This is a genomic window from Haloarcula rara (assembly GCF_029338235.1).
Classification (GTDB): Archaea; Halobacteriota; Halobacteria; order Halobacteriales; family Haloarculaceae; genus Haloarcula; species Haloarcula rara.
On sequence record NZ_CP119785.1, the window covers coordinates 1,174,868 to 1,198,960 of the forward strand.

Sequence of the window (24,093 nt, forward strand, 5' to 3'; positions counted from 1 at the left end):
GGGAGCAACGAGCCGATATCCCTCTAACAACCGCGTTTATATACCGTCACCCGATAGCCCTAGATACGAATGGGCATGGAGCGCTTACGCGATCAGGTCGAGAAGGAGAGCCGGGACCTCTCGATACTCGGGGCCGTCATCGACGACGGGCCCATCGGTATCGTGCGGCTGGCCGAGGAGACCGGGATACCAGAACACAAGGTGCGGTACTCCCTGCGGATGCTGGAAGACGACGGACTCGTCGAGCCGACGCCCCAGGGGGCGATACCGGTCGACGACATCGAGGACCGTGTCGCGGACATCAACGCCGGGCTGGACCGGCTCATCGAGCGACTGGAAGAGCTGGAGGCGGCCATCCCGGCCGCCGAGGCGGCGGAGTAACTGACGGGCGGGACGAACTGTTTTGCGGCGGGCGACGCTACCCCGGATATGGACGTCGCGCTCATCAGCGACACGCACATACCCTCGCGGGCGAGCCGGATTCCCGACCCGTTCCGCGAGCACGTTGCGGCCGCCGACCACGTGATTCACGCCGGCGACTTCGACAGCGAGGGGGCGCTGTCGAACGTCCGTGCGCTGGCCGCGCGACTGACAGCTGTCGGTGGGAACATGGACCCCCGAATCGGCCTGCCCGACCGCGCGACGGTCGAGCTGGGCGGCGTGACCTTCGTCGTGACCCACGGCACCGGCTCGAAGCGTGGCTACGAGGACCGCGTGGCCAATATCGTGCGCGTAGAAGCGGACGAGACAGCCGTCGGCGTTTCCGGCCACACCCACGAGGTCATGGACACGACCCACGGCGGCGTCCGGCTGCTGAATCCGGGAAGTGCAACGGGTGCAGCGCCGGCCGAGCGGGCGACGATGATGACAGCGACGGTCAGAAACGGCGAGCTGGACGTGACGGTTCACGAGCAGTAGCGGCAGCCGTTGCCACTGTTCGCGGGCCTTGCGACTAACGGCGTCCTTTTTCCCGCGGAGGCCTCAGGGCGGGTATGGAGGTCTTCGCGGTCGAGGGGCTGCCGGAGGTTCGCCGCGGCGACGCAGTTGCCGAACTCGTCGCCGAACGGGCGGACCTGCAGGACGGCGACGTCGTCTGTGTGGCAAGTACCATCGTCTCGAAGGCCGCGGGCCGGCAGGCAGACCTCGCCGACTTCCCGGCGAGCGAGCGCGCCGAGCGCATCGCCGACGGCATCGCAGATATCGCCGGCGAGGAGAAGGACCCCCGCTTCGCCCAGGCCGTCATCGAGGCGAGCGAGGAGATACTGACCGAGGCGCCGTTTATCCTGGCGGTCACGCGCTTTGGCCACATCACGGTCAACGCGGGTATCGACCGCTCGAACGTGCCCGGCGCCGACCTCCTCTTGCTCCCAGAGGACCCGACCGACTGCGCCGAGCGCATCCGGGCCGGGCTGGCGGAACATCTCGACGTGGACGTGGCGGTCATCGTCACCGACACCTCGGGACGGCCCTTCCGCCTGGGTCAGCGCGGCGTCGCGCTGGGCTGGGACGGGATACCCGCCGCCCGCGACTGGCGGGGCGAACACGACCGCGAGGGCCGTGAACTCGGCGCCACGGTCCAGGCGGTCGTCGACGAACTCGCCGCCGCGGGCAATCTCGTCACCGGCGAGGGCGACGGGGGAACCCCGGTCGCCGTCGTCCGGGACTTCGACTTCGGCGACCACGCAGGCAGCGACGAACTCTACCGACCCGAAGACACGGACGTCGTCCGCGACGCACTCAGAGAGTGGTCTCATGTACGCGATTGAACTCACACCGGAACACCCAGTGGCACAGCTCACCGACTTCGCCCGCACCGCCGAGAACGAGGGGTTCGATGCGGTCTTTGCGAGTCATCACTACAACAACCGCGACCAGTTCATGGCGCTTGCCTCGATGGCACAGGCGACCGACGAGGTCCGCCTGGGGCCGGGTATCGCCAACCCCTACGAGACCCATCCCGTGACACTGGCCTCGCGGGTCGCGACGCTCGACGAAATCAGCGACGGCCGTGCCCTGTTCGGGGTCGGCCCCGGCGACAAGTCGACGATTCGGAACCTCGGCTTCGACCACGACGACGCGCTCCGACGGGTGCTCGAGACGTTCAAAGTCGCCCAGCAGCTCTGGGACGGCGAGCGCGTCGACCACGACGGTACCTTCCGAGCCGACGACGCCGGGCTGAACTACGAGGTCGGCGAGATTCCGGTCTACGTCGGCGCACAGGGACCCCACATGACGAAGATGGCCGCCAAACACGCCGACGGCGCGCTGTACAACGGCTCGCATCCGAAGGACCTCGCCTGGGCCCGCGACCAGGTCGACTCGATGGCCGACGAGCGCGTCGCCGACACCGAGTTCGACCTCGCGGCCTACGCCAGCGTCTCGGTGGCGGAGGACGCCGACGCCGCCCGCGAGGCCGCCCGGCCCCCGGTCGCGTTCGTCGCCGCCGGCTCACCGCCGCCGGTGCTCGGCCGCCACGGCATCGACCAGGACGTCGCGAGCGATATCGGCGACGCTATCTCGGCGGGGAACTTCGAGGAGGCCTTCGGCCTCGTCACGGAGCCGATGCTCGATGCGTTCTGTATCGCCGGCACGCCCGAAGACGTGGCCGACCGGGTCGAAGCACTGCGAGAACACGCCGACAGCGTCGTCTTCGCCTCGCCGCTGGGGCCCGATATCGAGGACGCTATTTCGCTTCTGGGGGCGGCGACCGACCGCTTCCCGGCCTGACGACGAGGGACGCCGCTGCGCCCAGCGAGAGGTAGCCAAAGACCGCCGAGGCGGCGCCGACCAGCAGGGCGCCGATGAGGATGAGAACGGCGGAGAGGGGGTCGAACAGCGCGATGTCGATGAACTTCCCGGGCATGTCGAGGACACTCTGGACGAACTGCATGGGGAGACTTTGCATACCCGCTGCTTTGGAGTGGGCCTACTTTGTGCTTCCGCTCGCGGCGACGAGCAAAGTAGTCATCACGACCGGTCTGGGACGCAGTTTTTTCACCTGCTGGAGCAACGGATAGAATAGATGGTATCGTCTGACAGTCGACGGAAATTTCTGTCTGCCTTCGCTGGGGGCGTGATATCGATAGCTGGGTGTACATCGGACAGTGCCAGGCAAACCCGGGAGACACCGACCTTCGGGGGCGGCTCGTGGCCGATGGTCCATTTCGATGCCCAGAACACCGGCTACGCACCGACAGTGACGGGACCGACGTCCGAGGTTTCGGAACAGTGGCAACAGCCTGTCGATCGCCTGCGAAGTGCCAGCGCCTCGTGTCCAGTGCTCGCCGGTAAACAGGTCTACACCGGCATGAGTACCGAGCAGGCCGTGCTCGGTTCGTTCTCGGCTGCCGACGGGACCAGAGCGTGGCAGTTCCGGAGTGGAACGAGTAGTTCGACCCCCGCAGTCGGTGACGGCAGTCTCTACTTCGGTGACGACGGCGTGATTTACGCCATCGACAGCGCCGACGGAACAGTCGAGTGGTCAGTAGCGACGAACGGGTTCCTGATGACATCGGTCACCCTCGAGGACGGAACCGTGTACACCAGTGGCGGCCCCAGAAGTCGGCGGCTGTACGCGATCGATGCCGGGACGGGGTCGGTCGAGTGGACACACAGTACTGACGACCTGGACGGCCCATTGATCAACGTGCCGCCCGCAGTCGATTCGGCGGGTGTCGTCGTGTCCGTTGACGTCTACACCGAAAGTTCGAGCCGCCCACAGCTCCGGAGCCTCTCACTCGATGGTAAAGAGCAGTGGCGATACGAGATTCCGGCGAGCTACGGCAGTCTCTCGACACCCGTACTCTGGAACGACCGAGTGTACGTCTCAGTCGGCGACTACGGAATCGTTGCCCTCAACCGGGAAACGGGAGAGTCCGAGTGGGCCCACCGCGTCGACGACCTCTGGGCGTTGAACGGCATCCTGTCGTCCCCAGCAGTCGCCGACGGAACGGTCTACGGAACTAGCAGCGGTCGAGAGCTGTTTGCGCTCACGGCGGACGACGGCACCGTGGAGTGGCAGGTAGACCTCGAACTCCCGACGGTCTCTTCGCCGGTCGTCGCCGGACAGCGGTTGTATATCGGAACGACGGAACGGAGTGACCGACCGGAGATGGAGGCCGAAGTCCTCGGCATCGACACGGCAGACGGGTCGATCGACTGGCGGTGGACGGCTCCGGGTTCGGTACCGACGACGGGCAGCGTCGGCGACGGAACGCTGTTCATCTCGACGGACAGGACATTGCACGCACTCGCGTGAGATACGCTGGGCAGTGAGCAGACAGCTATTTGCCGCCGGCAGACACAGCAAGTGGCATGAGCGAAGACGCCTCGCTGGACGATTTCCTCGGCGGTGAGTCGAGCGAGCAGTCCGAGGCGGACGAGGAAGCGACAGGTGACGACACGGAGGCGACGGTCGAGGCGGCAGAGTCTACGGCGAAGACGGCCGCGGACGACACGGAGGCGACGGCCGAGACAGACACGGAGACGGCCGAGACGGACGACGTCGAACCCGCAGCCACGACGTACGCCTGGTCCGGCGAGGGCACGACCTGCGAAGGTTGCGGCGAGACGGTCGAGCGGCGCTGGCAGCAAGACGGCGAGCTGGTCTGTATCGAGTGCAAGGACTGGGAGCGGGCGTAGAACCCGGCTACGTCTGTCAGGGGAGGGCTATATGCCGTTTGTCCGAGCCCTCCAGCAGAGTTACATATTCCCGTTCCGAACAGGTAGGTAACTGGAACCAGACGCCCTGCAGGTCGGCGGTTCCGGCCTGATACTCCCCAATCGCCACTATCCATGACAGATACGACAGCCAGTCAGCAGTCAGACAGCGCGCTCCGGGATGCGAGCCGTCTCGCGACCGGGGTCATCGAGAACGTCGAGGAGGTCATCGTCGGCCACCACGAGGCCGTAGAGCACATCGTCACCGCACTGCTGGGTCGTGGGCACGTCCTGCTGGAGGACGTCCCCGGGGTCGGCAAGACGATGCTTGCCCGGTCGGTCGCCGCGAGCGTCGACGGCGAGTTCAAGCGGGTGCAGTTCACGCCGGACCTGCTGCCGACCGACGTCACCGGCGTCAACGTCTACAACCAGAAGACCGGGGAGTTCGAGTTCCGTCCGGGCCCCATCTTCGCCAACGTCGTGCTGGGCGACGAAATCAATCGGGCGCCGCCCAAAACCCAGTCGGCGCTGCTGGAGGCGATGGAGGAGGGCCAGGTCTCGGCCGACGGGACGACCCGCGAGCTTCCCCAGCCCTTCACCGTCATCGCGACCCAGAACACCGTCGAGCAGCACAAGGCCTACGAGCTCCCGATGGCCGAGCTCGACCGGTTCATGACGAAGCTACGACTGGGATATCCCGACGCCGACGAAGAGACGGCGATGCTGGGCGAGGTCGTCGGGAACCACCCCATCGAGGCGCTGGAGCCGGTCGCCACGCTCGAAGAACTGCGGGCGGCCCGCGCGGCCGTGGCGGGGGTCACCGTCGAGGAGCCGATTCGGGCCTACGCGACCCGGCTCGCGGGCTACACCCGCGAGCACGCTCGCCTCGGCGTGAGCCCGCGCGGGAGCATCAACCTGTTGCGGGCCGCACAGGGCCGGGCGGTCCTCGACGGACGAGACTACGTGGTGCCGGACGACGTCCAGACCGAGGCGCCGGTCGTGCTCCCCCACCGCATCCGGACCGACAGCAGCGACCAGACCGCTGAGGAGCTCGTCGCGGCGGCCCTCGACCGGGTCGCCGTCGAGTGAATGCGACCGACCCTCCGGGGCGTCGGCGTGCTGGTGGTCGCCGTCGGCGCGACCCTCGTCGGCGCGCAGTTCGGCCAGCCGGGGCTGGCCGCTATCGCCGCGCCGCTGCTGGTCGCGCTGGTGGGTGCGACGGTCCAGGTGTCGCTGAGCGGGCTCCCGGACATCGAGCGGTCGACGCTCCGCCGGGGGTTCGCCGGCGAGAGCCGGACCCTGGAACTCACTGCTGCGGGCAGCGGTATCGCCCGACTCACCGACCGCCGCGACGACGCCGTCGGTGGTGACGTGACCGCGCGGTGCTCGCTGCCGGCGACGCTCAGCTTCGACGTGCCCTACGAGCGCCGCGGTGAGCACGCGCTGGGGCCCGTCGAGGCGACCGTCACCGACTCGCTCGGGCTGGTCGTCGCCAGCGGCACGGTCGAAATCACCGACGAGGTGCTGGTGTTCCCGCCGGTGTATCGGCTCGGCGGACCCGACGCCTTCGTCCGCACCCTCACCCCCGACGCCGAGGAGCGGGAGACGTTCGACCGCCTCCGCGAGTACACGGCGGGGGACTCGTTGCGGGACATCCACTGGAAGTCGAGCGCAAAGCGCGACGACCTCTTGGTGACGGAGTTCGACGACGACAGCGAGGACCGCGAGCTGGTCGTCGCCGCGCGGGCGACGGCGGGCCACGGCGACGCGATGGCGGCCGCCGCGGCGACGGTCGTCGTCGGCGCGCTCCAGAGCGGCTTCACCGTCGAGCTGGCGACCCCCGACGGGACCGTGCCAGCGGGCTTCGGCGAGCGCCACCAGACCCGGCTGCTCGAAGCGCTGGCACGCACCGGCGAGGGCGAGAGCGGGCGGAACGAGGCGGCCGACGTCCTCGTCAGCGCCACCGACGGCGGCGTCACGGTCGCGGTCAACGACCGAACCGAGTCCTTCGACGAGCTGACGGTGAATCGTGAGAACCCGCTGGTCTCGGGGGTGAGCGCGTGAGCCGTCTCGCCGGCCGACTCCCGTGGTCCCAGCCGCGCGCACTGACCCTGCTCGCGGTAGCACTGGCGCTGGGCGCGCCGCTACGAACCATGTACCACCTCATCGACGTCGTCGGCTCGCCGACGCAGTTCCTGCTCGTGGTTGGCGTGGCACTGGTGCTCGCGGCGCTGCTTGCGCGGATACTCCATCCGGTCCTCGCCCTCGTCCTCGGCGGGGGGCTGTTCGTGCTCGGCCTGCTCTGGTACGTCACGAACCTGACGACGAACCCCTCGTTTGACGTCTTGCTCGCCGACACGGTCAAACTCCTGACGGGGCGTCGCCTGCTCCAGATAGCGAACGTCCGGCTCTGGGTGACCTCCTTCGCCGCGGCGCCGGTGTTCCTGACGACGTACTTCGCGCTCCGGCGGTGGTACGTCACCGCCGTCTTCGCCGCCAGTCTCACCCTCTCGTTTTTCGTCCTGACGACCGACGCCGGCGTCGTGACGACGCTACTCGGTGTCGTCGGCGGCGTCGCCGCACTCGGGTTCGGGACGCTCGATTCGGTCGCAAGCGAGGGGGGCGTGACGACGAGTAGCGCGGAGTCGTCGGCGACGGTCACCGACGCGGCCGGCGGTATCGACGCCGGGCGACGGTCGGTGCTGTCCCAGCTCGCGGCCATCATCGTCCTGCCGACAGTCGTCTCGCGCATCCCCGGGGTCGAGGGAACGGCCCTCTCCCTGCTGGGCGGGTCGGGCGGGACCGTCGAGGGGAGCCTGGTCGACGCCGGCGACTCGCTGACGGTCCAGGGGTCGCTGTCGCTGAGTTCGACCCTGCGTTTCACCGTCGAGGCCGACGAGGCCAGATACTGGCGCGTCGGGGCCTACGACCGCTACACCGGCGACGGCTGGGTCCGGACGGGGAGCCTCGAGACGTACGACGAGGGGGCCGTTCTCGAGAGTCACCCGGCGGAGCAAACGCGTGAGGTCGTCCAGACCTACGAGGTCGAGTCGGCCGTTGGGACCGTCCCAGCGGCGTGGAAACCGACGCGGTACGAGGGCGACGCCGACGTGCAGGTGACCCGACACGGCGGGTTCCAGCCCGAGGACGGACTGGAGAGCGGCGACAGCTACCGGGTCGAGAGCGAAGTAATCGAGGCTGTCGAGGACGAGCTGCGGGCCGCCAGGGACGACTACCCGGACGACGTCGAAGGGACGTACGTCCAGCTCCCCAAGAGCACGCCCGACCGGGTCGCCGAGACGACCGCGACGCTGACCGAGAACGCCGAGACGCCCTACCAGACCGCGCTGGTCATCGAGCGGTGGTTAAAAACAAACCGCGGCTACTCGCTGGACGTCTCCCGGCCCCGCCGCAACGTCGCCGACCGGTTCCTCCACGCGATGACGGAGGGGTACTGCACCTACTTCGCGACGACGATGGCCGTCATGCTGCGCACGCAGGACATCCCCGCCAGGATGGCCGTCGGCTACACCCCCGGAGAGGCGGTCGGGGCGAACCGCTGGGAGGTCCGGGGGCTCCACTCCCACGCGTGGGTCGAGATGTATGTCGAGGACTGGGGCTGGGTGCAGTTCGACCCGACGCCGGCCGGCCCCCGCCAGGCGGCGGAGCAACAGCGCCTCGACGAGGACGACGACACTGACGGCGACGACGACGACCGGGAGACGCCGACCGAGACCGAGTCCACACCGACGCCAACGCCGACGCCAACCGAGACACCGGAGCCGGGACGGACCCCGACGCCGACACCCACGCCGACCCGGACCCGGGCGCCGGGCGAGACGCAGACTCCCGGACGGACGGCCACACAGACCGGAACGGCCGACGACGACGAGGGGAACCAGTTGCCCAGCCTCCCATCGCGCGAGGAGGCAGCCCTCGGCGTCATTGCCCTGGTGGGCACTGCGGCCGGGCTTCGCCGCGCCGGCGTCCCCGAGCGCGTCTCGCGCGGGCTGTGGCTGCGCTACCAGTCGCCGGAGACCCCGGCCGAGGACGTCGAGACGGCGTTCCAGCGGGCGATGTACGTACTGGGCGAGCGCCACCGCGAGCGCCGGCCGGGCGAGACGGTCCGGGCGTATCTCGACGCCGTCGACGCCGACGACGACGTCCGGCGGCTGGCCGGACTGCGCGAACAGCTCCGGTACGGCGGGGCTGTTTCCGAGGCGGCGGCCGCGGAAGCAATCGAAATCGCCGACGAAATGGTCGCCGAACGGTAAGCCGGGCTTTCCCCCGACAGTGTTTAATACGAAGGTTTCGTACGCCCCGTTGTAATGTCGGAAGTCTGCTCGACGTGCGGGTTGCCTGAGGAGCTCTGCGTCTGCGAAGACGTGGCCAAGGAGTCTCAGGAGATCAACATCCGCATCGACGAGCGCCGTTACGGGAAGGAGGTAACGATCATCGAGGGGTTCGACCCGAAAGACGTGGACATGGACTCGCTGTCCTCGGACCTGAAGTCCAAGTTCGCCTGCGGTGGGACGGTCGAAGACGGCCAGATCGAGCTCCAGGGGAACCACACCGGTCGCGTCGAGGACTTCCTGCGCGACAAAGGTTTCAACGTCGCCTGAGAGGAAGTTGTAGCGAGGGTCCGGTACGCGCCGACCCCCGTCGACACTCTCCGGAAACAGCCCCCAACAGTTCCACTATTCCCGTCGTTCGTTCGGATGCAGCGCGCGGTACGTGCCTGCGGCGTCGATTTTTGCTGGCGGTAGCCAGTGACCAGCGCGAGCGCCCGCTCACAGATACGGCCCGAGGATAGCGACGATCAGCAACCCGACGACGAAGCCGCTGGTCCCGTAGACGGCGAGCCGCTTGAACAGCGGTGAGACGGCGTAGCCGAGCCGGTTGTCGGCCGCGTCGATACTCTCGGCGAGGACCCGACCGCCGTCCAGCGGGCCGATAGGCAGGGCGTTCAGGAGTCCGACGTTCGCATTGAGGAGAACGAGCCAGAAGCAGGCGTTCGTGAGCGGTCCCAGCGCCGCCACGGCAGCGGCCGTCGGGGCCTGCCCGCCCGTCGCCGCCCAGCCGAAGTAGGTGAGAAAGGCCTCGATGGGTGTGGCGGTCAGCGAACTCACCAGTAGCCCACCGGCCACCACAGTGACGACGAGGTTGTGCTGGACGCCCAGCGCGAACACGCGCATCCGCGTCCTGGCGCCGGCCTCGTCGAGCGCGTCGTCGGGCAGGACGTAGCCCGCCAGCGGGACGATACCTAGCAGGAGTGCGACGCCCCACTCCTCGACTGGGACGCCCTCGGCCCGGCAGGCCAGCGCGTGGCCGCCCTCGTGGACGACGGTCGCGACGACCAAGCCGAGGACGATGTAGGGCGTCGACGCCAGCGGCATGAATTCGTTGACGCCCGGAATCGCGATGGTGTTGACCGGGTCGTTCAGCGCCGTCGGCTCCCGACCGAGAGCGTTGCCTGCGGCCACGGTGACCAGTACCAGCGTCCCCACCTGCAAGACGAACAGCGTGAGGATTGCCAGGTCCGCCCATCGACGGACGGCGGCGCGGTCGGCGAACGCGTCGAACCGTTCGGAGGTTCGGGTCGAGAACCAGTAGAGCACGCCGAACCCGATTTTCAGCGACGACGGAAGCCGGGCGTTGATGCGGTCCTCGACGGCCTCGACGCGGTCGCGGAGGCGGCCGATTGACTCACCCAACTCAGTCATGTTGTCGGAGCCACACTGGCCGGATACAATTGTGTTTCGCCAGGCGCGGCGGGGATAGCAGCGTCTGAGCCACACGCGGGACATCAACTGTTTCCGCTCGAACCGAAGAAAATATAAGGTGATTAAAAGAATTATAATATATGAGCGCGGCGACTGCCGAGACGGCGGAAGTGCTCTGTAAACGCTTCGGGCCGGGACGCCTGCCCGGGGCGGACAACCGTGTCGTCGGTGCCGGCTACGCCTTCGCGACCGCTGCGCTGTCGGCGGCCACCGTGTTCGTCGTCGTGACAGGGTTCGAGTCAATCACGAAGCACGGTCTCGCGGCCTTCGGTCCGGCCCACGGCGGCATCTACATGTTCGGGGTGTACGCGATACCGTTTGTCGTGCCGTCCGCGTTCATCGCGGGCGCGTTCACCTGGGCGCAGCGACCGGCGTCGGCCCGCTACTGGGGTGCGGTCGGCGGCATCGTCGCGACGGTGCTGACCTACATAATCGCGACGCCACTGACGATTAGCGGCTGGTACGTGATTACGCTCCTGCACCCCGAGTGGACGATGTCCAGTAATCTGCCCCGTCTTATGATGTTGCTCGGCATCGTCGGGTTCCTGCTCACGTGCTGGCTGACCCTGCCAGTCGGTGCCATCAGCGGGTATATCCACGAGCGGGCGGTCGTGGAGACCTGAGTCGGACACATCATAGCCCGCCGGCGGTCGCTGTGGCCGGGCGCGAGTGGCGCGATGGTTATAGCGCCCGAGCGCCGACGGGGAAGGGCAGGCCGTCGCGGTGAGCATACCGCGCCGGAGGCGCGGTTTCCCCGAACTCGCGACGGCGTCGCGAGTTCGGCCTTTTTCATGGACGTTCACGAGAGCGAAGCTCTCGTGCAGCCCATCAGAAATCGAAGATTTCTGAGGACGTTTTTCGAGGAGGGTTCCCGCAGGCTGCCGAAGGCAGCCGAGGAAACCCGACGACGAAAAAGGTTCTTTAGAAGAACTGGAACAGGTCGTCCCGCTCTGCTTCGTGCAGATGGTGGCGGACGGCCTCGTTCAGCGCCGATATGTTGCCCCGCTTGGCGCTGATGGGCGCGATGGTCTCCTGCCACTGTTTCCAGGGGGGATAGAGGCCGAGGCGGTCACACAGCTCGTTCAGGCGTTCGTCCTCGTCGTCGACCTTGTCCATCTTGTTGACGGCGACGACGGGTTCGACTCCGACCTCCCGGAGGAAGTGGAACATCTCCACGTCGTGGGGAATCTCGTCGGGGCCGGAGTGGCGGTCGATGATGTCGATGACGCTTTTCCCGTCGACGACAAGGATGCCCACCAGAATCTTCTCGGCGTTGTCTTCGACGTAGCGGACCACGTCGGTCTTTATCTGTTCTCGGACCTCGTCTGGGACGCCCTTCATGAAGCCGAAGCCGGGCAGGTCGGTCAGCACGAAATCGGGGCCGGTCCAGTCGTAGTGGTTGGGGCTGCGGGTGACGCCGGGGCGCTGGCCGGTGTCGAACGTGTGGCCGGTCAGCTCCCGCATCAGCGTCGACTTGCCGACGTTGGAGCGGCCGACGAGCACCACTTCGGCGCTCCGGTCGGGGCGTGAGTCGAACATATGCCCGATACTCCGTCGACAGGGAAAAACGCGTCAGTTCGGTATCGTTACCACGAATCCCCGCTGTCACCCGGTCAGTAGTGGTGTGAGACTGAAATCAGTGGACCCGTGGCGTGGTTTCAGGGGCAGTTAAACACTGTATTACGGACTCAAATCGAGTGGTATGGAGTGTGTTATTTTGTTCAGCTAATTGGCAAGTAAATCCTGATGAAATACAGAAGTGTTGCAGATATCAACGCAGACGTGCATCAGCTCGCCCGGGAACTACCACAGGACATCGACCTGGTCGTCGGCATCCCCAGAAGCGGGCTTCTCGCTGCGAATCTCCTCTGTCTCCACCTGGACGTTCCGATGACGGACGTACAGAACCTCTGTGCGGGCCAGATTCTAAATGCCGGGAGCCGTTGCGAGGACGAACTCGCCGTCGACGATATCGACTCCGTGTTCGTCGTCGACGACTCCGTACTGACCGGCAGCCAGATGCGCGAAACCAGGGCGCAACTCGCCGAACAGGACTTTCCGTTCGAAATACAGTACGGCGCGATATACATCTCGCCGCGGGGCCACCAGTACGTCGATTACTGGAGCGAGGTCGTCAGTTCACCGCGCGTCTTCGAGTGGAACGTCCTCCACCACACGCAACTGGAGAACTTCTGCGTAGATATCGACGGTGTCCTCTGTCGGGACCCGACGGCAGAAGAGAACGACGACGGGCAAAACTACCGCGAGTTTCTCACCGAGGTCGAACCGAACGTCGTCCCGAGTCAGGAGATCGGCTGGCTCGTCACCAACAGACTCGAGAAGTACCGGCCGGAGACCGAAGCGTGGCTGGACAGCCACGGCATCGAGTACGGCACGCTCGTGATGATGGACGTCCCGGATATGGAAACCCGACGTGAACGTGGGAACCACGGGCAGCATAAAGCGGCCGTCTACGAGTCGACCGGCGCGTCGCTGTTCATCGAGAGCGACCACGGACAGGCGGCGGAGATATGCCAGGAGACGAACAAGCCGGTGTTCTGTTACGGAACCAACGAGATGCTACAGCCCGGACTCGCCGGCCGGTCCTACAGGAAGGGCGTCGAAACTGCGTCCGGAATCAGAGAGAACCCTATTATGTTGCCCGCAAGAGTCGGCCACAGGCTGCTCTCACGTTGCTACCACCGGCTATCGAGATAACGTCCCGCGTTCGAATCGGGCTGTCACAGCCCAATTCGACGCCGAGGTCCCGCCAGTACAGGGCCGCTACCTTCCCCGCCAGCGAGTCGGCCAATCACACGGGTTTTTGTCGCCGGCCGCCACACCGGTAGCCGTGCGGCTCGTACAGATTTCGGTCCCGCAGGGCAAGGTCGAGGCGGTGATGGGCGTCCTCGACGAGGAGGGTATCGACTACGTGGTCAACGAGGAGTCCAGCGGGCGAGATATCGGGGCGACTGTGACCTTTCCCCTGCCGACCAACGCCGTCGAGCCGGTGCTGGAATCGCTGCGCGACGTGGGGCTCAACGACGACACGTACACGGTCATCACCGATGCCAACACCGTCCTCTCCCGGGACTTCGAGGCGCTGGAGGAGCGCTACGCCGAGGAGGAAGACGAGGACCGCATCGCCCGCGAGGAACTGACCAGCAAGGCCAAAGAGCTCGCGCCGTCGATGCAGACGTACGTCCTCATGACCGTCATCAGTGCGGTCATCGCGACGGCGGGGCTCCTGCTCAACTCCCCGGCCGTCGTCGTCGGCTCGATGGTCATCGCACCGCTCATCGGGCCGGCGATGACGGCTAACGTCGGCACCGTGGTCGACGACCACGAGCTGTTCGTCCGGGGCGTCAAGCTACAGGCGCTGGGACTCTTACTCGCTATCGCGAGCGCGACCGTCTTCGCCCTGCTGGTGCGGACCGCCAACGTCGTGCCGCCCATCAACGACGTGACCACGGTCCAGCAGGTCCGCGAGCGGGTCGCGCCCGATTTCCTCTCACTCGTGGTGGCCATCGGTGCCGGCGCGGCGGGCGTGTTGAGTCTGACATCCGGGGTGTCGACGGCGCTGGTCGGCGTGATGATCGCCGTCGCGCTCATCCCGCCGGCGGCGACGGTCGGCATCGGCATCGCGTGGGGCCAGCCACTCGTCTCGCTGGGCTCGGGCGTGCTCGTGCTGGTGAACGTCCTCTCTATCAACCTCGCGGTTCTGGTCGGACTGTGGTACCAGGGCTACCGGCCGGAACACTGGTTCCGGGAAGACGACGCCCGCTCGGCGACGGTGAAACGCATCGGCGTCCTCGTCGCCTCGATTCTCGTCCTGTCGGCGTTTCTGGGCGGCGTCACGCTGGATTCGTACCAGCAAGCGACCACCGAGGAACGGATACAGGAGCGCGTCGAGGGCGAGGTCGACGCGCCCAGAGTCGTCCTCGACGTCGAGGTCGAACGCAGCAACAGCGCCATCTTCCGGGAACCCAGGCACGTCATCGTCAGAGTCGGGATTCCGCCGGGGACCCAGCCGCCGGCGCTGGCGGGCCGGCTCGACAGCGTGATCGACGACGCCGCCGGGCAGGACGTCGAGACCTCCGTTCACTACACCGTCGTCGAGCGGGGATAGAAGTGATCACGAACGCACTCGAAGCGAGGGGGCGACCGTCACCGCCTCGCGGTTCAGCGTCCGACCGGAGTACGCGACCGCAGCCGACGGCGGCGAGACGAACATCTCACCCAGGCCGGTCACTGTCGAAGTGAGCGTGCAGGTCACCGACGAACTGGACTGAAGAAGGGCCGCGAGGCGACTTATTCCTCGTCGAAGGGGAGTTCAATCTCCCAGTCGACGGCCTCGATAGCCGCCGCCAGGACCTTCTGGACGTTGTCGCCCTCGGTGACGCTCATGAAGTGGTCGGCCTCGACGTCGGTCGAGCGGTCGCTCTTGTTCCCGATTGTCAGCACCGGCGCGTCGAACAGCGACTCGATGTCGTCGCGCAGTTCGAGCTGTTGGGCCAGGGGGTAGCCACACTCGCCACTGGGGTCGACGAGGACGAGCACGGCGTCGGCGAGGTGTTCGAGCGCGCTGATGGCCTGGGATTCGATCTCGTTGCGCTCCTCGGGCGGTCGGTCGAGCAGTCCCGGCGTGTCGACGAGCTGGTAGCGGATGCGGTCGGCCTCGACGTGGCCGACGCGTATCTGCGTCGTCGTGAAGGGATAGGAGGCGATCTCGTTGTCCGCGCGGGTGACCCGGTTAACGAACGACGACTTGCCGACGTTCGGGTAGCCGGCGACGACGATGACGGGCTCGTCCGGGCGGATGTCGGGCAGCCCCTTCAGCGCGTCGCGGGCCTTCGAGACCGCTTCGAGGTCCTCGGCGACCTGCTCGGTGATGTCGGCCATGCGGGCGAAGGCCTGCTTGCGCAGTTTGCGGGACGTGTCGACGTCGCTTCGGACCACGCGGCCCTCGTACTCCTGGCGGATTTCTTTCGCTTTGCGGCCGGCCCAGGAGATATTCGAGAGGTGTTGTTTCAGCGCGTCGATACCGGGGTCGTCGTCGGCGGGGTCGGTCTCGCTGACGACGGCGTCGGCAAGCTCCACGTAAAAGGGGTCCAGCTCGTCGATGGTCGGCCACTGCGTCGCGACGTTCTCTAAGTTGTCCGAGATGATGTTCGAGGCCGTCATCAGCATCGACTGCTGGGCCTCGATACCGGTCTTGGACCCGGAGGCCCGCGTCGCTCGCGAGAACGCTTTGTCCAGTATCTCCTCGGCCCGCGGGGTGGTCGGGAGATTCTCGAAGGGATGGCTCATTGCCGCTTCTTTCTCGGTCACCGGGTAAAAGGTCGTTCAATCGCAGTTCGAGGCCGAGCCACGTTTTTGTCCGTCGGGTCCCCAGGGCCGATATGGCACACATCGACGCCGGCGAGATACTGCCGAACGAGCACGTCCAGCAGATGGCCGCCGAGGGGCGGGTCACCCAGCTGCACCGCGGTCACGAGTACGCCGAGGAGGGCGACACCTTCGACATCGACGGCCAGACCTTCGAGGTGACCGACGTGACCCACCGGACGCTCGGCGACCTCACCGACGAGGATGCACAGCGGGAGGGGTCAGAAGACCTGGAAGCGTACCGCGAGCGACTCGCTGCAGTCCACGAGGAGTTCGAGTGGGACGACGACAGCGAGGTCGTCCGGCATCGGTTCGAAGTTGTGAGTGAGTAGCGAGCAACTTCGAACCTCGGGAGACTGCGTCTCCCGGCGGTTCGAAGTCGTGAGCGAGTAGGAACGATAGCGAGCATCCCAGCGACCACGCCGCCCGAAGCGCGGTGGAGCGACGCCGTCGGTGCACGCCGAACTAGACGTTATTGTAGAATAGAAACAATACTGAAATGAGATATGAGTCAGACAGAACCACCCGACGAGTGGGCCGACCGGCGCAGGAGCGACCGCGAGGCGAAAACCGAGTACTTCCGTGACTCGCCACACTCGCCGCTTCCGGTTGAGATGCGCGGCGACGGGTTCCCGGGCCTGTCGTATTTCGACCCGGACCCGGCGTACCGGTTCGTGCTCCCGCTCGAGGAACACGACGAGAAAGAGACGGTGACGGTGGAGACGACCGCCGACGGCGAGCAGACGTACGACAGGTGGGGAGAGTTCCGGTTCGACATCGACGGGGAGACACAGACGCTACAGGCCTACCGGCCAAGCGGCGGCGACGAGCGGTTCTGGGTGCCGTTCCGGGACGAGACAAACGACGAGGAGACCTACGACGCCGGCCGATATCTCGACCTCGACCCGGACGAACACGAGGTCGACGGCGAGTGGGTCCTCGATTTTAATCGGGCGTACAATCCCACCTGTGCGTACAACTACGCCTACGAGTGTCCCCTGATTCCGATGGCAAACTGGCTCGACGTCCGCATCGAGGCGGGCGAGAAGGATTTCCCCGCCGAGCCCGCCGACCCGCAGGGCCACTGAGCGGGCGGGACACGGGGCTGCCGGCGACGGCGCAGACACCCGCCGGCAGTCGTGGTGCTACCCACCACGCTGGGGACGAAGACGGGAGATTCGCCATGGCAGGTAGTAGCCAGTTGCTGTCCGGGCCTATCCCCAGTATTGTGAATTTCGCGAAATACTTTTGCCGGCAGTCGGCCAACTAGTACGTATGACCGACACGTTCGTGGTCGTCGGCGGTGACGCAGCGGGGATGAGCGCCGCGAGCAAGGCCAAGCGGGCGGACCCGGAGATGGACGTAATCGTCTTCGAGCAGGGGGAGTGGGTGTCGTATGCGGCCTGCGGGATGCCGTACTTCATCAAGGGCGACGTCCAGAATATCACCGACCTCGTCGCCGTCGAGCCGGAGACGTTCCGCGAGGAGCGCGACATCGACCTGCGGACGGGCCACGAGGTCGTCGATATCGACCCCGACGAGCAGGTCGTGACGGTCGTCGGCGAAGACCGGTTCGAGCAGCCCTACGACGACCTGCTCGTCGCCACCGGCGCGACGGCCGTCGAGCCGCCGTTCGACGGGATGGACTTAGACGGCGTGTTCACGCTCCACGACATGGACGAGGCGGCCGCTATCGAGGCGTATCTGGCCGAGCAGGCTCCCGAGACGGCGGCAGTCGTCGGCGGCGGCTACGTCGGCATCGAGATAGCGGAGGCGCTTGCCGACCGCGACATCGCGGTCCACCTGTACGAGATGCTGCCCAGCGTCCTCCAGCCGTTCGGCGAGACCGTCGGCGAGGCCGTGGCCGAGCACCTCCGCGAGCAGGGCGTACAGCTCCATCTCGAGACGGCCGTGTCCGGCTTCGCTGGCGACGGGGCCGTCGAGCGCGTCCACTTCGAGGACGAGGACGCGCCGGCGGACGTCGCAGTCGTGGGCGTCGGCGTCGCGCCGAACGTCGACCTCGCGGCCGACGCCGGCGTCGAGCTCGGCCCGACCGGGGCCATCGCGACCGACGAGTACGGCCGGACGAACCTCGACAACGTCTTCGCCGCGGGCGACACCGCCGAGATGCGTCACACGGTGACCGACGAACCGGCGCACGTCCCGCTCGCGCTGACCGCCAACCGCGCCGGGCGCGCCATCGGGCAGACGGTCGCCGGGTCGCCGACGGCGGTCGGCCCGACGGCCGGGACGGCCATCGTGAAGGCCTTCGACCTGGGGGCGGCCAGGACTGGCGTCATCGACGAGGAGCGGGCGCGCGAGGCCGGCTTCGACCCCGTCTCGGTCACGATTTCGGCGCCGTCGCGGGCCCACTACTACCCCGACGCCGCGGAGGTGACGGTCACGCTGGTGGCCGACGGGGAGACGGGACGGCTGCTTGGCGGAAGTATCGTGGGACGCGAGGGCGTCAAGCGAATCGACACGGTGGCGATGGCACTCCACGCCGACCAGACCGTCTCGGCGGTACAGAACGCCGACCTCGCGTACGCGCCGCCCTTCAGTCCCGTCTGGGACCCGGTGCTGACGGCGGCGAAGGTGCTCGGAGGGAAACTGGACTGAGGCGAGTCGTTGTAGGGCCCGGGACCGGCGATACCGTTCCGAGACGACGACACGTCTGAGCGTCGAGCCGTTTCACCATCGACACTCGGGCCCGCGCTGGTGGTCGGCAACGAGCGCGAGGGAGTTGTCGAACGCCCCGCGCACGGTGGCGACAGTCGTCTCCAACACTCTCGAGGTGCTGTGGACCGCTACGGATACTCGCTCACGCAGAATCCGTTGCCCTCGGGGTCTTCCAGCACGGTCCACGTCGAGGTGTGGGTCTCGTAGGTCTCGGTCTTGGTCTCGCGGACGGTGGCCCCCAGCTCGCAGAGGCGTTCGACCGTCGCCTCGCGGTCGGCGGCGGCCACGTCCAGGTGGATGGGCAGGTCGGTTTTGTCACCGCTGGGATGGTCGTTAAACAGCAGGTCCGGTCCGTCGTCGGGACGTTCGACGATGGCCGAGTCCAGCGTGTCCGGCAGTCCCCGGCGCTCGCCGTCGAGGGCAGCCGCCCAGAAATCGGCCAGTCGCTCGGGCTCGGTACAACTGAAAGTTATGAATTGTATTCTAGTCATGCATATCAGGCATCTCCCGCAGCCGATAAACCACCGGTGCCAGCGGAAAGAACTGCCAACAGAAAGATACGTTAGCGGGCCACAGGGCCGACTCGGGTCAGAACCCGCCGTAGCGCAGATACACCATGTCGGCGATGAGCACGAGCTGGACGAGCCCCTGCAGGCCGCCGAGTTTGGCGTTCTGCTGCCCGATGGCCGAGATGACACTCGCATCCGGCGCCGGTGAGACCATCTGCTTGTAGATGCGAATCTCGCCGGGCATCAGGAAGCCAAAGCCCTGGACCGACAACAGCGTCACCAGCGCGAGCGCGACGACGAGGGCGGGCTCGGTCATCTGGAAGGCGCCGATAGTGGTCGCGACCCAGGCCAGCGAGCCGACGGTGCCGACGGCGAAGGGGACCTGCCAGCGCCAGTCGTCGAAGGCGTCGAGTCTCCAGCCAAGCAGCAGGAGGATAGGGACGACGTTGAACAGGGTAAAGAGGGCGAGCCACGGGCCCGCGTTCGGGAAGACGCCCAGTCGAAGGGCGAGCGGGATACCCGTGGCGATGGTCAGGAAGGCCATCGACGGCAGGAAGAACGCGGTCTTTGGGGTGAGCCGCTCGAACACCGCGGCGCTTGCCTCCTCGTCGAGCCCGCCGATGACCGGCCCCAGGATGGCGCCGATGAACAGGTCGGTGCCGGTCCAGAGAACGCCAGACATGACGTGGACGTAGGTGTGGTGCTGTATCGAGGCCATCGTCGTCGCGTAGGCCAGCGCCGCCAGGGCGACGGCGACCACCCCCACGGCGAAGGCCGGGTTCGCCCGCTGTCCCATCCCCGTGATGGTGCCACGCACTGTGGTCGTGCTCATGGGCGTGTGAAGGCGTAGCAAGAAATATAAATCTCATCACTGGCACAATCGGTGAGGAGTCGAGCCGCCGCGGTCCACACCGAGTCCCGCCTACCGACGGTCGGCCAGTTCCGCCCGCAGGTCGTCGACGTCCATGTCCTGCATCGACAGCAGGACCAGCAGGTGATAGACGATGTCGGCGGACTCGTGAGCGATTTCCTCGCGGTCGTCGTCCTTTGCCGCCAGTAGCAGCTCCGTCGTCTCCTCGCCGAGCTTCTCCAGGACGGCGTTCTCGCCTTTCTCGTGGGTGAACAGCGAGGCAGTGTAGGAGTCCTCGGGGAGGTTCGCTTTGCGGTCTTCGATGACCGCGAACACGTCGTCGATGACATCGGCGTCGTCGCTCATACTTCGAGGTCGACGCCACGGTCCTTCAGCGCGTCGTTACGCAGCTGGCAGAGAGCCGTCGGCTAACGAACGACCGTCCTCAGCGAGCGGTGCGACCGGATGTCCGCGGCCGAAGGCCGCGGTTCCACCGCAACGCGCGGACTGCGGCGGGCCGAAGGCCCGCAAAAAGGAGTAGCGAGGGACCTTCGGTCCCTCGGACCATGTGAACGGGCAGTGCGCGGCGCTACGCGCCGCGACGTCGAGGCGGTGAAACCGCCCGAAGGAGATGCAAAAAAGTTGGTCAGGATTGCACGCTGTCGAAGAAGGCAAGGTCGTGGATACGAGGGTCTTCGGTCAGTTCGGGGTGGAAAGAAGTGCCGACGACGGGGCCGTCCCGGACGGCGACGGGCCGGTCGTCCCACGAGGCCAGCACCTCGACGTCGGACCCGACGTAGTCGATGACCGGCGCGCGGATGAACACGGCCGGGAACGGGTCCTCGAAGCCAGCCACGTCGAGGGGTGCCTCGAAGCTGTCTTTCTGCCGGCCGAAGGCGTTGCGCTCGACGGTTGCGTCGACGATGTTCAGGGTCTCGACCCGGTCGTCGTGGGCGTCGCTGGCGGCGACGATGAGCCCGGCACACGTCGCAAGCACCGGTTTGCCCTCGGCGACGTGGGTCTCTATCTCGCCGGCGATGTCCTCCCGATGGATAAGCCGGGAGATGGTGGTCGACTCACCGCCGGGCATCAGCAGTACGTCACAGTCGGGGACGAGGCCGGATTCGCGAATCTCGACGACCTCGGCCGACTCGTCGTGGGCCGCCGCGGACCGCTCGATAGCCCTCGCGTGTTCGGAGACGTCACCCTGCACGGCGAGGACACCTGCCCGTAGACTCATACCCGCGTTACGGCCGTGGCCCCCAAAACCTTCTCGTCTCGGCGACATACTGTCACGGTGTCGCGGGCCAAACCGTTAGGTTGCGGGCCCTCGACCATCGACCATATGGCTGAACGACCGCGGGACCCGGTGGAACGAGACGCCGACCGGTCGGCAGACCTCTACGAGATAGCCGACTGGGAGGTCCGGTCGGTGTTCGACCGGCTGGTGTATTTCCTGTACTACGCCGGGCAGTGGGCGCTGCGCGGGCTGGTTATCCTGCTTGCCGTCGCGATTCTCGCGGTCCAGATAGCCTTCGGGAGCCTCGGCGCGCTGGGGGCACAGCCCCTCTTTGGCGTGCTCGCGGCGATGTCGGCGATTCCGGCGCTTGTGCTCGCGGGCTACATCTACTACGCCGACGTGACGACTCAGGAGCCCCTGACGCTGCTCGTCGGGACGTTCATGCTCGGCGTGCTCTTTGCCGGCTTCGCCGCTATCCTGAACACGGTGTTTCGGGGCCCGGTCCAGGCCGTCGGCTCGGTGGGCGGCCTCCTGCCCTTTCTCGGCCAACTGGCCTTCTTTTTCCTCATCGTCGGGCCCGTCGAAGAGAGCGTGAAACTGCTCGCAGTGCGGCTGTACGCCTTCCGTGACGACCGGTTCGACGCGGTCATCGACGGCGCCGTCTACGGGGCGATGGCGGGGCTGGGCTTTGCCACCATCGAGAACGCGCTGTACATCGTCCAGAACACCGAGATGGTCACCGGGACCTTCCGGGCCATCAACGAGGGCAGCGGCATCGCGGCGGTGCGCGCACTGGCCGGCCCGGGCCACGTCATCTACTCGGCCTTCGCGGGCTACTACCTCGGGCTCGCGAAGTTCAACCCCGAGGACGCCGGCCCCATCGTCCTGAAGGGGCTGGTCATCGCGTCGGTCATCCACGCGGGCTACAACTCGCTTTCTGGCATCGCAATCGGCGTGCTGTCGGCGGTGTACGGCGTGAACCAGTTCGTCGCGTTCATCGGCTTCGTCGTCGTCTACGACGGCATCTTCATCCTGCTCCTCTTGCGGAAACTCGACGCCTACCGGCAGGCGTACAAGCGGGCCCAGCGCACCGACGAGCCACAGAGCGAGCCCGGCGTCCCCGACTTCGAGTCCTAGCAGAGCTGTTCGACGTACTTCGCGACCACGTCGACCTCCAGGTGGACGGGGTCACCCGCGGACTTCTCCGAGAGCGTCGTCTCGTCGTAGGTCGTCGGGATGATGGCCACGTCGAAGCGGTCTTCGTAGCGAGCGGCGACGGTGAGGCTGATGCCGTCGACGGTTATCGAGCCCTTCTCGACGAGGTAGTCGCGCTGGTGCTCTGGGAGCGAGAACGAGAAGGTCCAGTCCTCCCCCTCCTGTTCGATATCTGCAACTTCGGCCGTCGCATCGACGTGGCCCTGGACGATGTGGCCGTCGAAGCGCCCGTCGGCCGGCATCGCCCGCTCCAGATTGACGCGGTCGCCCACTTCGAGGGTGTCGAAGAAGGTCTTCGCCAGCGTCTCCCGCGCGAGGAAGAACTCGGCCCACTCCCCGTCAGTATAGTCTTCGACGGTGAGACAGGCCCCGCTGATACTGATGGACTGGCCGTGAGCGAGGTCCGAAAACGGTGTCCCGACGCGGATTCGCCGGCCACCTTCGTCGTCCGTCACTGCCAGTACCTCGCCGGTCGCCTCCACGATGCCGGTGAACATACCCACCGGTAGGGAACTGCCGTGCATAGGGGTTTGGCTCTCCGGTTACGACAGCAGCGGGTGTGACTACAGTTAGAACAGCCAGAAAGCCCCGGAGCTATCGACTTTGGCTCGCGGCTACGCCGCTCGCCAAGACGAGGGACCGCCGGTCCCTCGCGACCCGCGACTCGCTGTCGGCCGAGTGTAGCAGGCCGGGGCTTTCTTTCTCTTAGCGGCAGCTAGCCCAGTCGAAATACCACCGTTTCACACCTCAACAGCTTCGGTCTCCACGTCCGGCTCCTTTCCCAGTGCTAGCCGCACACTCTCCTCAAACCCGGTCAGGTCGGGCTGGACGTACTCGGCGATGCTGTCGTCGGTGACGACGACGCGGTTGCTGAGCCCGTCGACGAGCGGTACGGCGACGCTTACGTCCACGTCGGTCACCAGCCCCAGCCAGCGGGCCGACAGCCCCGGCGAGAGCACCGGGACGGGGATGATGAGCGGCCGCCGGCCGACCAGAATCCGGGCCGTCGTCGTCAGTATCTCCTGGTAGGTCAGCACGTCCGGGCCGCCGATGTCGTACGTCTCGCCGGCCGTCTCGGGTGCCTCGAGGACGCCGACGAGGTAGGTCACCACGTCGTCGACGTAGATGGGTTGACACTCCGTGCGGACCCACGACGGGGTAACCATCACCGGCAGGCGGGCGGCGAGCTGGCGGATTATCTGGAAGGAGGCCGACCCGTCGCCGATGACGATGGCGGCCCGCAGCGCGGTCAGGTCGGCCGCGCCCTCGCCGAGTACGCGTTCGACCTCGCGGCGCGATTGGAGGTGCTCGGACAGACCCTGGTCCTCGTTGCCCAGCCCGCCCAGATAGACGATGCGCTCGATACCGGCGGCGTCGACGGCGTCCCGGAAGTTCCGGGCGGCGCGGCGGTCCCGCTCCTCGAAGTCCTCACCGGCCTCCATCGAGTGGACGAGGTAGTAGGCGGCGTCGACGTCGGGGAGCGCCAGGTCGGAGTCCAGCACGTCGCCCTCGACCACCTCGACGCCCGCGGGCGCGACGTAACTCGCCGGGTCCCGCGTCAGCGCGACGACGTCGTGGCCCCGCTCGACCAGTTCGGGGACGAGGTGGCTCCCGACGAAGCCGGAGGCACCGGTAACGAGGACTCGCATACCCATAGCTTGGGCTCCAGTGGCTTAACAGCCAGCCACGGAACGGGACTGTTCGACCGGTTCAGTCATCCGCAAACCGCCGACGATTAACTGCTCGGACACGCACAGCGGTCCTCCCCGC

The 24,093-nt window shown here is 66.7% G+C and carries 27 protein-coding genes; 17 read left to right on the forward strand and 10 right to left on the reverse strand.

All coding sequences use genetic code 11. The annotated features are described in order from the left end of the window. Positions 1-75 precede the first annotated feature (75 nt). From P1K32_RS06195 to P1K32_RS06210, 4 genes are all read left to right on the forward strand, one after another. A complete protein-coding gene (locus tag P1K32_RS06195; protein WP_276252174.1) occupies positions 76-381 on the forward strand; it encodes a winged helix-turn-helix transcriptional regulator in 306 nt (101 codons plus the stop codon). A gap of 48 nt (positions 382-429) precedes the next feature. Then, positions 430-918, forward strand: coding sequence for a metallophosphoesterase family protein (locus P1K32_RS06200; protein WP_276251820.1), 489 nt, complete (start codon positions 430-432; stop codon positions 916-918). A 74-nt stretch (positions 919-992) separates the two neighbouring features. Next, entirely contained in the window at positions 993-1,766 is a 774-nt protein-coding gene (locus tag P1K32_RS06205) for a coenzyme F420-0:L-glutamate ligase (RefSeq protein WP_276251821.1), read from the forward strand. Then, positions 1,753-2,727: a 5,10-methylenetetrahydromethanopterin reductase gene (locus P1K32_RS06210; RefSeq protein WP_276251822.1), complete on the forward strand. Its 975-nt coding sequence runs from the start codon at positions 1,753-1,755 to the stop codon at positions 2,725-2,727. Before P1K32_RS06205 ends, P1K32_RS06210 begins: the two co-directional genes overlap by 14 nt. Here P1K32_RS06210 and P1K32_RS06215 read toward each other — a convergent pair. After that, on the reverse strand, positions 2,684-2,905 hold the full coding sequence (locus tag P1K32_RS06215; protein ID WP_276251823.1) for a DUF8024 family protein: 222 nt from the start codon (positions 2,903-2,905) through the stop codon (positions 2,684-2,686). The two genes, P1K32_RS06210 and P1K32_RS06215, sit on opposite strands and share 44 nt — an antisense overlap. Positions 2,906-3,307: 402 nt before the next feature. Here P1K32_RS06215 and P1K32_RS06220 point away from each other — a divergent pair, with 402 nt between their 5' ends. The 6 genes from P1K32_RS06220 (at position 3,308) to yciH (ending at position 9,281) form a co-directional block, all read left to right on the forward strand. Next, positions 3,308-4,258, forward strand: a complete 951-nt coding sequence (locus P1K32_RS06220; RefSeq protein ID WP_276251824.1) for an outer membrane protein assembly factor BamB family protein — start codon at positions 3,308-3,310, stop codon at positions 4,256-4,258. 56 nt (positions 4,259-4,314) lie between these two features. After that, on the forward strand, positions 4,315-4,641 hold the full coding sequence (locus P1K32_RS06225) for a DUF7573 domain-containing protein (protein ID WP_276251825.1): 327 nt from the start codon (positions 4,315-4,317) through the stop codon (positions 4,639-4,641). Between the two features lie 153 nt (positions 4,642-4,794). Further along, positions 4,795-5,748, forward strand: coding sequence for an AAA family ATPase (locus P1K32_RS06230; RefSeq protein WP_276251826.1), 954 nt, complete (start codon positions 4,795-4,797; stop codon positions 5,746-5,748). Next, positions 5,749-6,723 carry a DUF58 domain-containing protein gene (locus P1K32_RS06235; RefSeq protein ID WP_276251827.1) on the forward strand — a complete coding sequence of 325 codons (975 nt, stop codon included), beginning with the start codon at positions 5,749-5,751 and terminating at the stop codon, positions 6,721-6,723. Further along, positions 6,720-8,933 carry a transglutaminase TgpA family protein gene (locus P1K32_RS06240; RefSeq protein WP_276251828.1) on the forward strand — a complete coding sequence of 738 codons (2,214 nt, stop codon included), beginning with the start codon at positions 6,720-6,722 and terminating at the stop codon, positions 8,931-8,933. The genes P1K32_RS06235 and P1K32_RS06240 overlap by 4 nt, the downstream gene beginning before the upstream one ends. Before the next feature lie 54 nt (positions 8,934-8,987). Beyond that, positions 8,988-9,281, forward strand: coding sequence for a stress response translation initiation inhibitor YciH (yciH, locus tag P1K32_RS06245; RefSeq protein WP_004516073.1), 294 nt, complete (start codon positions 8,988-8,990; stop codon positions 9,279-9,281). Positions 9,282-9,449: 168 nt separating this feature from the next. On the opposite strand, the gene P1K32_RS06250 is transcribed toward yciH, so the two are convergent. Next, positions 9,450-10,382: a site-2 protease family protein gene (locus P1K32_RS06250; protein ID WP_276251829.1), complete on the reverse strand. Its 933-nt coding sequence runs from the start codon at positions 10,380-10,382 to the stop codon at positions 9,450-9,452. A 140-nt stretch (positions 10,383-10,522) separates the two neighbouring features. On the opposite strand from P1K32_RS06250, the gene P1K32_RS06255 reads away from it, so the two are divergent. Then, the gene (locus tag P1K32_RS06255; protein WP_276251830.1) at positions 10,523-11,065 is read left to right on the forward strand and encodes a hypothetical protein; all 543 of its coding nucleotides are present in this window, start codon (positions 10,523-10,525) and stop codon (positions 11,063-11,065) included. A gap of 298 nt (positions 11,066-11,363) precedes the next feature. On the opposite strand, the gene engB is transcribed toward P1K32_RS06255, so the two are convergent. Next, complete coding sequence (gene engB / locus P1K32_RS06260) at positions 11,364-11,981, reverse strand: GTP-binding protein EngB (protein ID WP_276251831.1); 618 nt, start codon at positions 11,979-11,981, stop codon at positions 11,364-11,366. 207 nt (positions 11,982-12,188) lie between these two features. On the opposite strand from engB, the gene P1K32_RS06265 reads away from it, so the two are divergent. Continuing rightward, positions 12,189-13,160 carry an orotate phosphoribosyltransferase gene (locus P1K32_RS06265; protein WP_276251832.1) on the forward strand — a complete coding sequence of 324 codons (972 nt, stop codon included), beginning with the start codon at positions 12,189-12,191 and terminating at the stop codon, positions 13,158-13,160. 133 nt (positions 13,161-13,293) lie between these two features. Next, entirely contained in the window at positions 13,294-14,571 is a 1,278-nt protein-coding gene (locus P1K32_RS06270; protein ID WP_276251833.1) for a TIGR00341 family protein, read from the forward strand. A 182-nt stretch (positions 14,572-14,753) separates the two neighbouring features. On the opposite strand, the gene P1K32_RS06275 is transcribed toward P1K32_RS06270, so the two are convergent. Next, positions 14,754-15,752, reverse strand: a complete 999-nt coding sequence (locus P1K32_RS06275) for an NOG1 family protein (protein ID WP_276251834.1) — start codon at positions 15,750-15,752, stop codon at positions 14,754-14,756. 92 nt (positions 15,753-15,844) lie between these two features. On the opposite strand from P1K32_RS06275, the gene P1K32_RS06280 reads away from it, so the two are divergent. From P1K32_RS06280 to P1K32_RS06290, 3 genes are all read left to right on the forward strand, one after another. After that, entirely contained in the window at positions 15,845-16,162 is a 318-nt protein-coding gene (locus P1K32_RS06280; protein WP_276251835.1) for an ASCH domain-containing protein, read from the forward strand. A 174-nt stretch (positions 16,163-16,336) separates the two neighbouring features. Next, positions 16,337-16,918: a DUF1684 domain-containing protein gene (locus P1K32_RS06285; protein ID WP_276251836.1), complete on the forward strand. Its 582-nt coding sequence runs from the start codon at positions 16,337-16,339 to the stop codon at positions 16,916-16,918. A 187-nt stretch (positions 16,919-17,105) separates the two neighbouring features. Then, entirely contained in the window at positions 17,106-18,449 is a 1,344-nt protein-coding gene (locus P1K32_RS06290) for an FAD-dependent oxidoreductase (protein ID WP_276251837.1), read from the forward strand. Positions 18,450-18,637: 188 nt separating this feature from the next. On the opposite strand, the gene P1K32_RS06295 is transcribed toward P1K32_RS06290, so the two are convergent. The 4 genes from P1K32_RS06295 to pdxT all read right to left on the reverse strand — a co-directional run bounded on the left by P1K32_RS06295 (position 18,638) and on the right by pdxT (position 21,108). Continuing rightward, positions 18,638-19,000, reverse strand: coding sequence for a VOC family protein (locus P1K32_RS06295; RefSeq protein WP_276251838.1), 363 nt, complete (start codon positions 18,998-19,000; stop codon positions 18,638-18,640). 97 nt (positions 19,001-19,097) lie between these two features. Further along, entirely contained in the window at positions 19,098-19,814 is a 717-nt protein-coding gene (locus tag P1K32_RS06300) for a hypothetical protein (protein ID WP_379691380.1), read from the reverse strand. Between the two features lie 126 nt (positions 19,815-19,940). Continuing rightward, positions 19,941-20,234 (reverse strand): phosphoribosyl-ATP diphosphatase, encoded by a 294-nt coding sequence (gene hisE, locus P1K32_RS06305; protein WP_276251840.1) that lies wholly within the window; start codon positions 20,232-20,234, stop codon positions 19,941-19,943. Between the two features lie 280 nt (positions 20,235-20,514). Next, the gene (pdxT, locus tag P1K32_RS06310; protein ID WP_276251841.1) at positions 20,515-21,108 is read right to left on the reverse strand and encodes a pyridoxal 5'-phosphate synthase glutaminase subunit PdxT; all 594 of its coding nucleotides are present in this window, start codon (positions 21,106-21,108) and stop codon (positions 20,515-20,517) included. Positions 21,109-21,213: 105 nt separating this feature from the next. Between pdxT and P1K32_RS06315 the strand changes: the two genes are divergently transcribed. Further along, positions 21,214-22,245 (forward strand): PrsW family intramembrane metalloprotease, encoded by a 1,032-nt coding sequence (locus P1K32_RS06315; protein WP_276251842.1) that lies wholly within the window; start codon positions 21,214-21,216, stop codon positions 22,243-22,245. On the opposite strand, the gene P1K32_RS06320 is transcribed toward P1K32_RS06315, so the two are convergent. Both P1K32_RS06320 and P1K32_RS06325 read right to left on the reverse strand, forming a co-directional pair. Beyond that, on the reverse strand, positions 22,242-22,820 hold the full coding sequence (locus P1K32_RS06320) for a riboflavin synthase (protein WP_276251843.1): 579 nt from the start codon (positions 22,818-22,820) through the stop codon (positions 22,242-22,244). The genes P1K32_RS06315 and P1K32_RS06320 overlap by 4 nt on opposite strands. A gap of 243 nt (positions 22,821-23,063) precedes the next feature. Next, complete coding sequence (locus P1K32_RS06325; RefSeq protein ID WP_276251844.1) at positions 23,064-23,972, reverse strand: NAD(P)H-binding protein; 909 nt, start codon at positions 23,970-23,972, stop codon at positions 23,064-23,066. Positions 23,973-24,093: the final 121 nt, after the last annotated feature.

Bases quoted from the DNA above. Each gene is read 5' to 3' on its own strand.
- P1K32_RS06195 (WP_276252174.1), top strand. From the start codon at position 76: ATGGAGCGCTTACGCGATCAGGTCGAGAAGGAGAGCCGGGACCTCTCG.
- P1K32_RS06200 (WP_276251820.1), top strand. From the start codon at position 430: ATGGACGTCGCGCTCATCAGCGACACGCACATACCCTCGCGGGCGAGC.
- P1K32_RS06205 (WP_276251821.1), top strand. From the start codon at position 993: ATGGAGGTCTTCGCGGTCGAGGGGCTGCCGGAGGTTCGCCGCGGCGAC.
- P1K32_RS06210 (WP_276251822.1), top strand. From the start codon at position 1,753: ATGTACGCGATTGAACTCACACCGGAACACCCAGTGGCACAGCTCACC.
- P1K32_RS06215 (WP_276251823.1), bottom strand. From the start codon at position 2,905: ATGCAAAGTCTCCCCATGCAGTTCGTCCAGAGTGTCCTCGACATGCCC.
- P1K32_RS06220 (WP_276251824.1), top strand. From the start codon at position 3,308: ATGAGTACCGAGCAGGCCGTGCTCGGTTCGTTCTCGGCTGCCGACGGG.
- P1K32_RS06225 (WP_276251825.1), top strand. From the start codon at position 4,315: ATGAGCGAAGACGCCTCGCTGGACGATTTCCTCGGCGGTGAGTCGAGC.
- P1K32_RS06230 (WP_276251826.1), top strand. From the start codon at position 4,795: ATGACAGATACGACAGCCAGTCAGCAGTCAGACAGCGCGCTCCGGGAT.
- P1K32_RS06235 (WP_276251827.1), top strand. From the start codon at position 5,749: ATGCGACCGACCCTCCGGGGCGTCGGCGTGCTGGTGGTCGCCGTCGGC.
- yciH (WP_004516073.1), top strand. From the start codon at position 8,988: ATGTCGGAAGTCTGCTCGACGTGCGGGTTGCCTGAGGAGCTCTGCGTC.
- P1K32_RS06250 (WP_276251829.1), bottom strand. From the start codon at position 10,382: ATGACTGAGTTGGGTGAGTCAATCGGCCGCCTCCGCGACCGCGTCGAG.
- P1K32_RS06255 (WP_276251830.1), top strand. From the start codon at position 10,523: ATGAGCGCGGCGACTGCCGAGACGGCGGAAGTGCTCTGTAAACGCTTC.
- engB (WP_276251831.1), bottom strand. From the start codon at position 11,981: ATGTTCGACTCACGCCCCGACCGGAGCGCCGAAGTGGTGCTCGTCGGC.
- P1K32_RS06265 (WP_276251832.1), top strand. From the start codon at position 12,189: ATGAAATACAGAAGTGTTGCAGATATCAACGCAGACGTGCATCAGCTC.
- P1K32_RS06275 (WP_276251834.1), bottom strand. From the start codon at position 15,752: ATGAGCCATCCCTTCGAGAATCTCCCGACCACCCCGCGGGCCGAGGAG.
- P1K32_RS06280 (WP_276251835.1), top strand. From the start codon at position 15,845: ATGGCACACATCGACGCCGGCGAGATACTGCCGAACGAGCACGTCCAG.
- P1K32_RS06285 (WP_276251836.1), top strand. From the start codon at position 16,337: ATGAGTCAGACAGAACCACCCGACGAGTGGGCCGACCGGCGCAGGAGC.
- P1K32_RS06290 (WP_276251837.1), top strand. From the start codon at position 17,106: ATGACCGACACGTTCGTGGTCGTCGGCGGTGACGCAGCGGGGATGAGC.
- P1K32_RS06295 (WP_276251838.1), bottom strand. From the start codon at position 19,000: ATGACTAGAATACAATTCATAACTTTCAGTTGTACCGAGCCCGAGCGA.
- P1K32_RS06300 (WP_379691380.1), bottom strand. From the start codon at position 19,814: ATGGGACAGCGGGCGAACCCGGCCTTCGCCGTGGGGGTGGTCGCCGTC.
- hisE (WP_276251840.1), bottom strand. From the start codon at position 20,234: ATGAGCGACGACGCCGATGTCATCGACGACGTGTTCGCGGTCATCGAA.
- pdxT (WP_276251841.1), bottom strand. From the start codon at position 21,108: ATGAGTCTACGGGCAGGTGTCCTCGCCGTGCAGGGTGACGTCTCCGAA.
- P1K32_RS06315 (WP_276251842.1), top strand. From the start codon at position 21,214: ATGGCTGAACGACCGCGGGACCCGGTGGAACGAGACGCCGACCGGTCG.
- P1K32_RS06320 (WP_276251843.1), bottom strand. From the start codon at position 22,820: ATGTTCACCGGCATCGTGGAGGCGACCGGCGAGGTACTGGCAGTGACG.
- P1K32_RS06325 (WP_276251844.1), bottom strand. From the start codon at position 23,972: ATGCGAGTCCTCGTTACCGGTGCCTCCGGCTTCGTCGGGAGCCACCTC.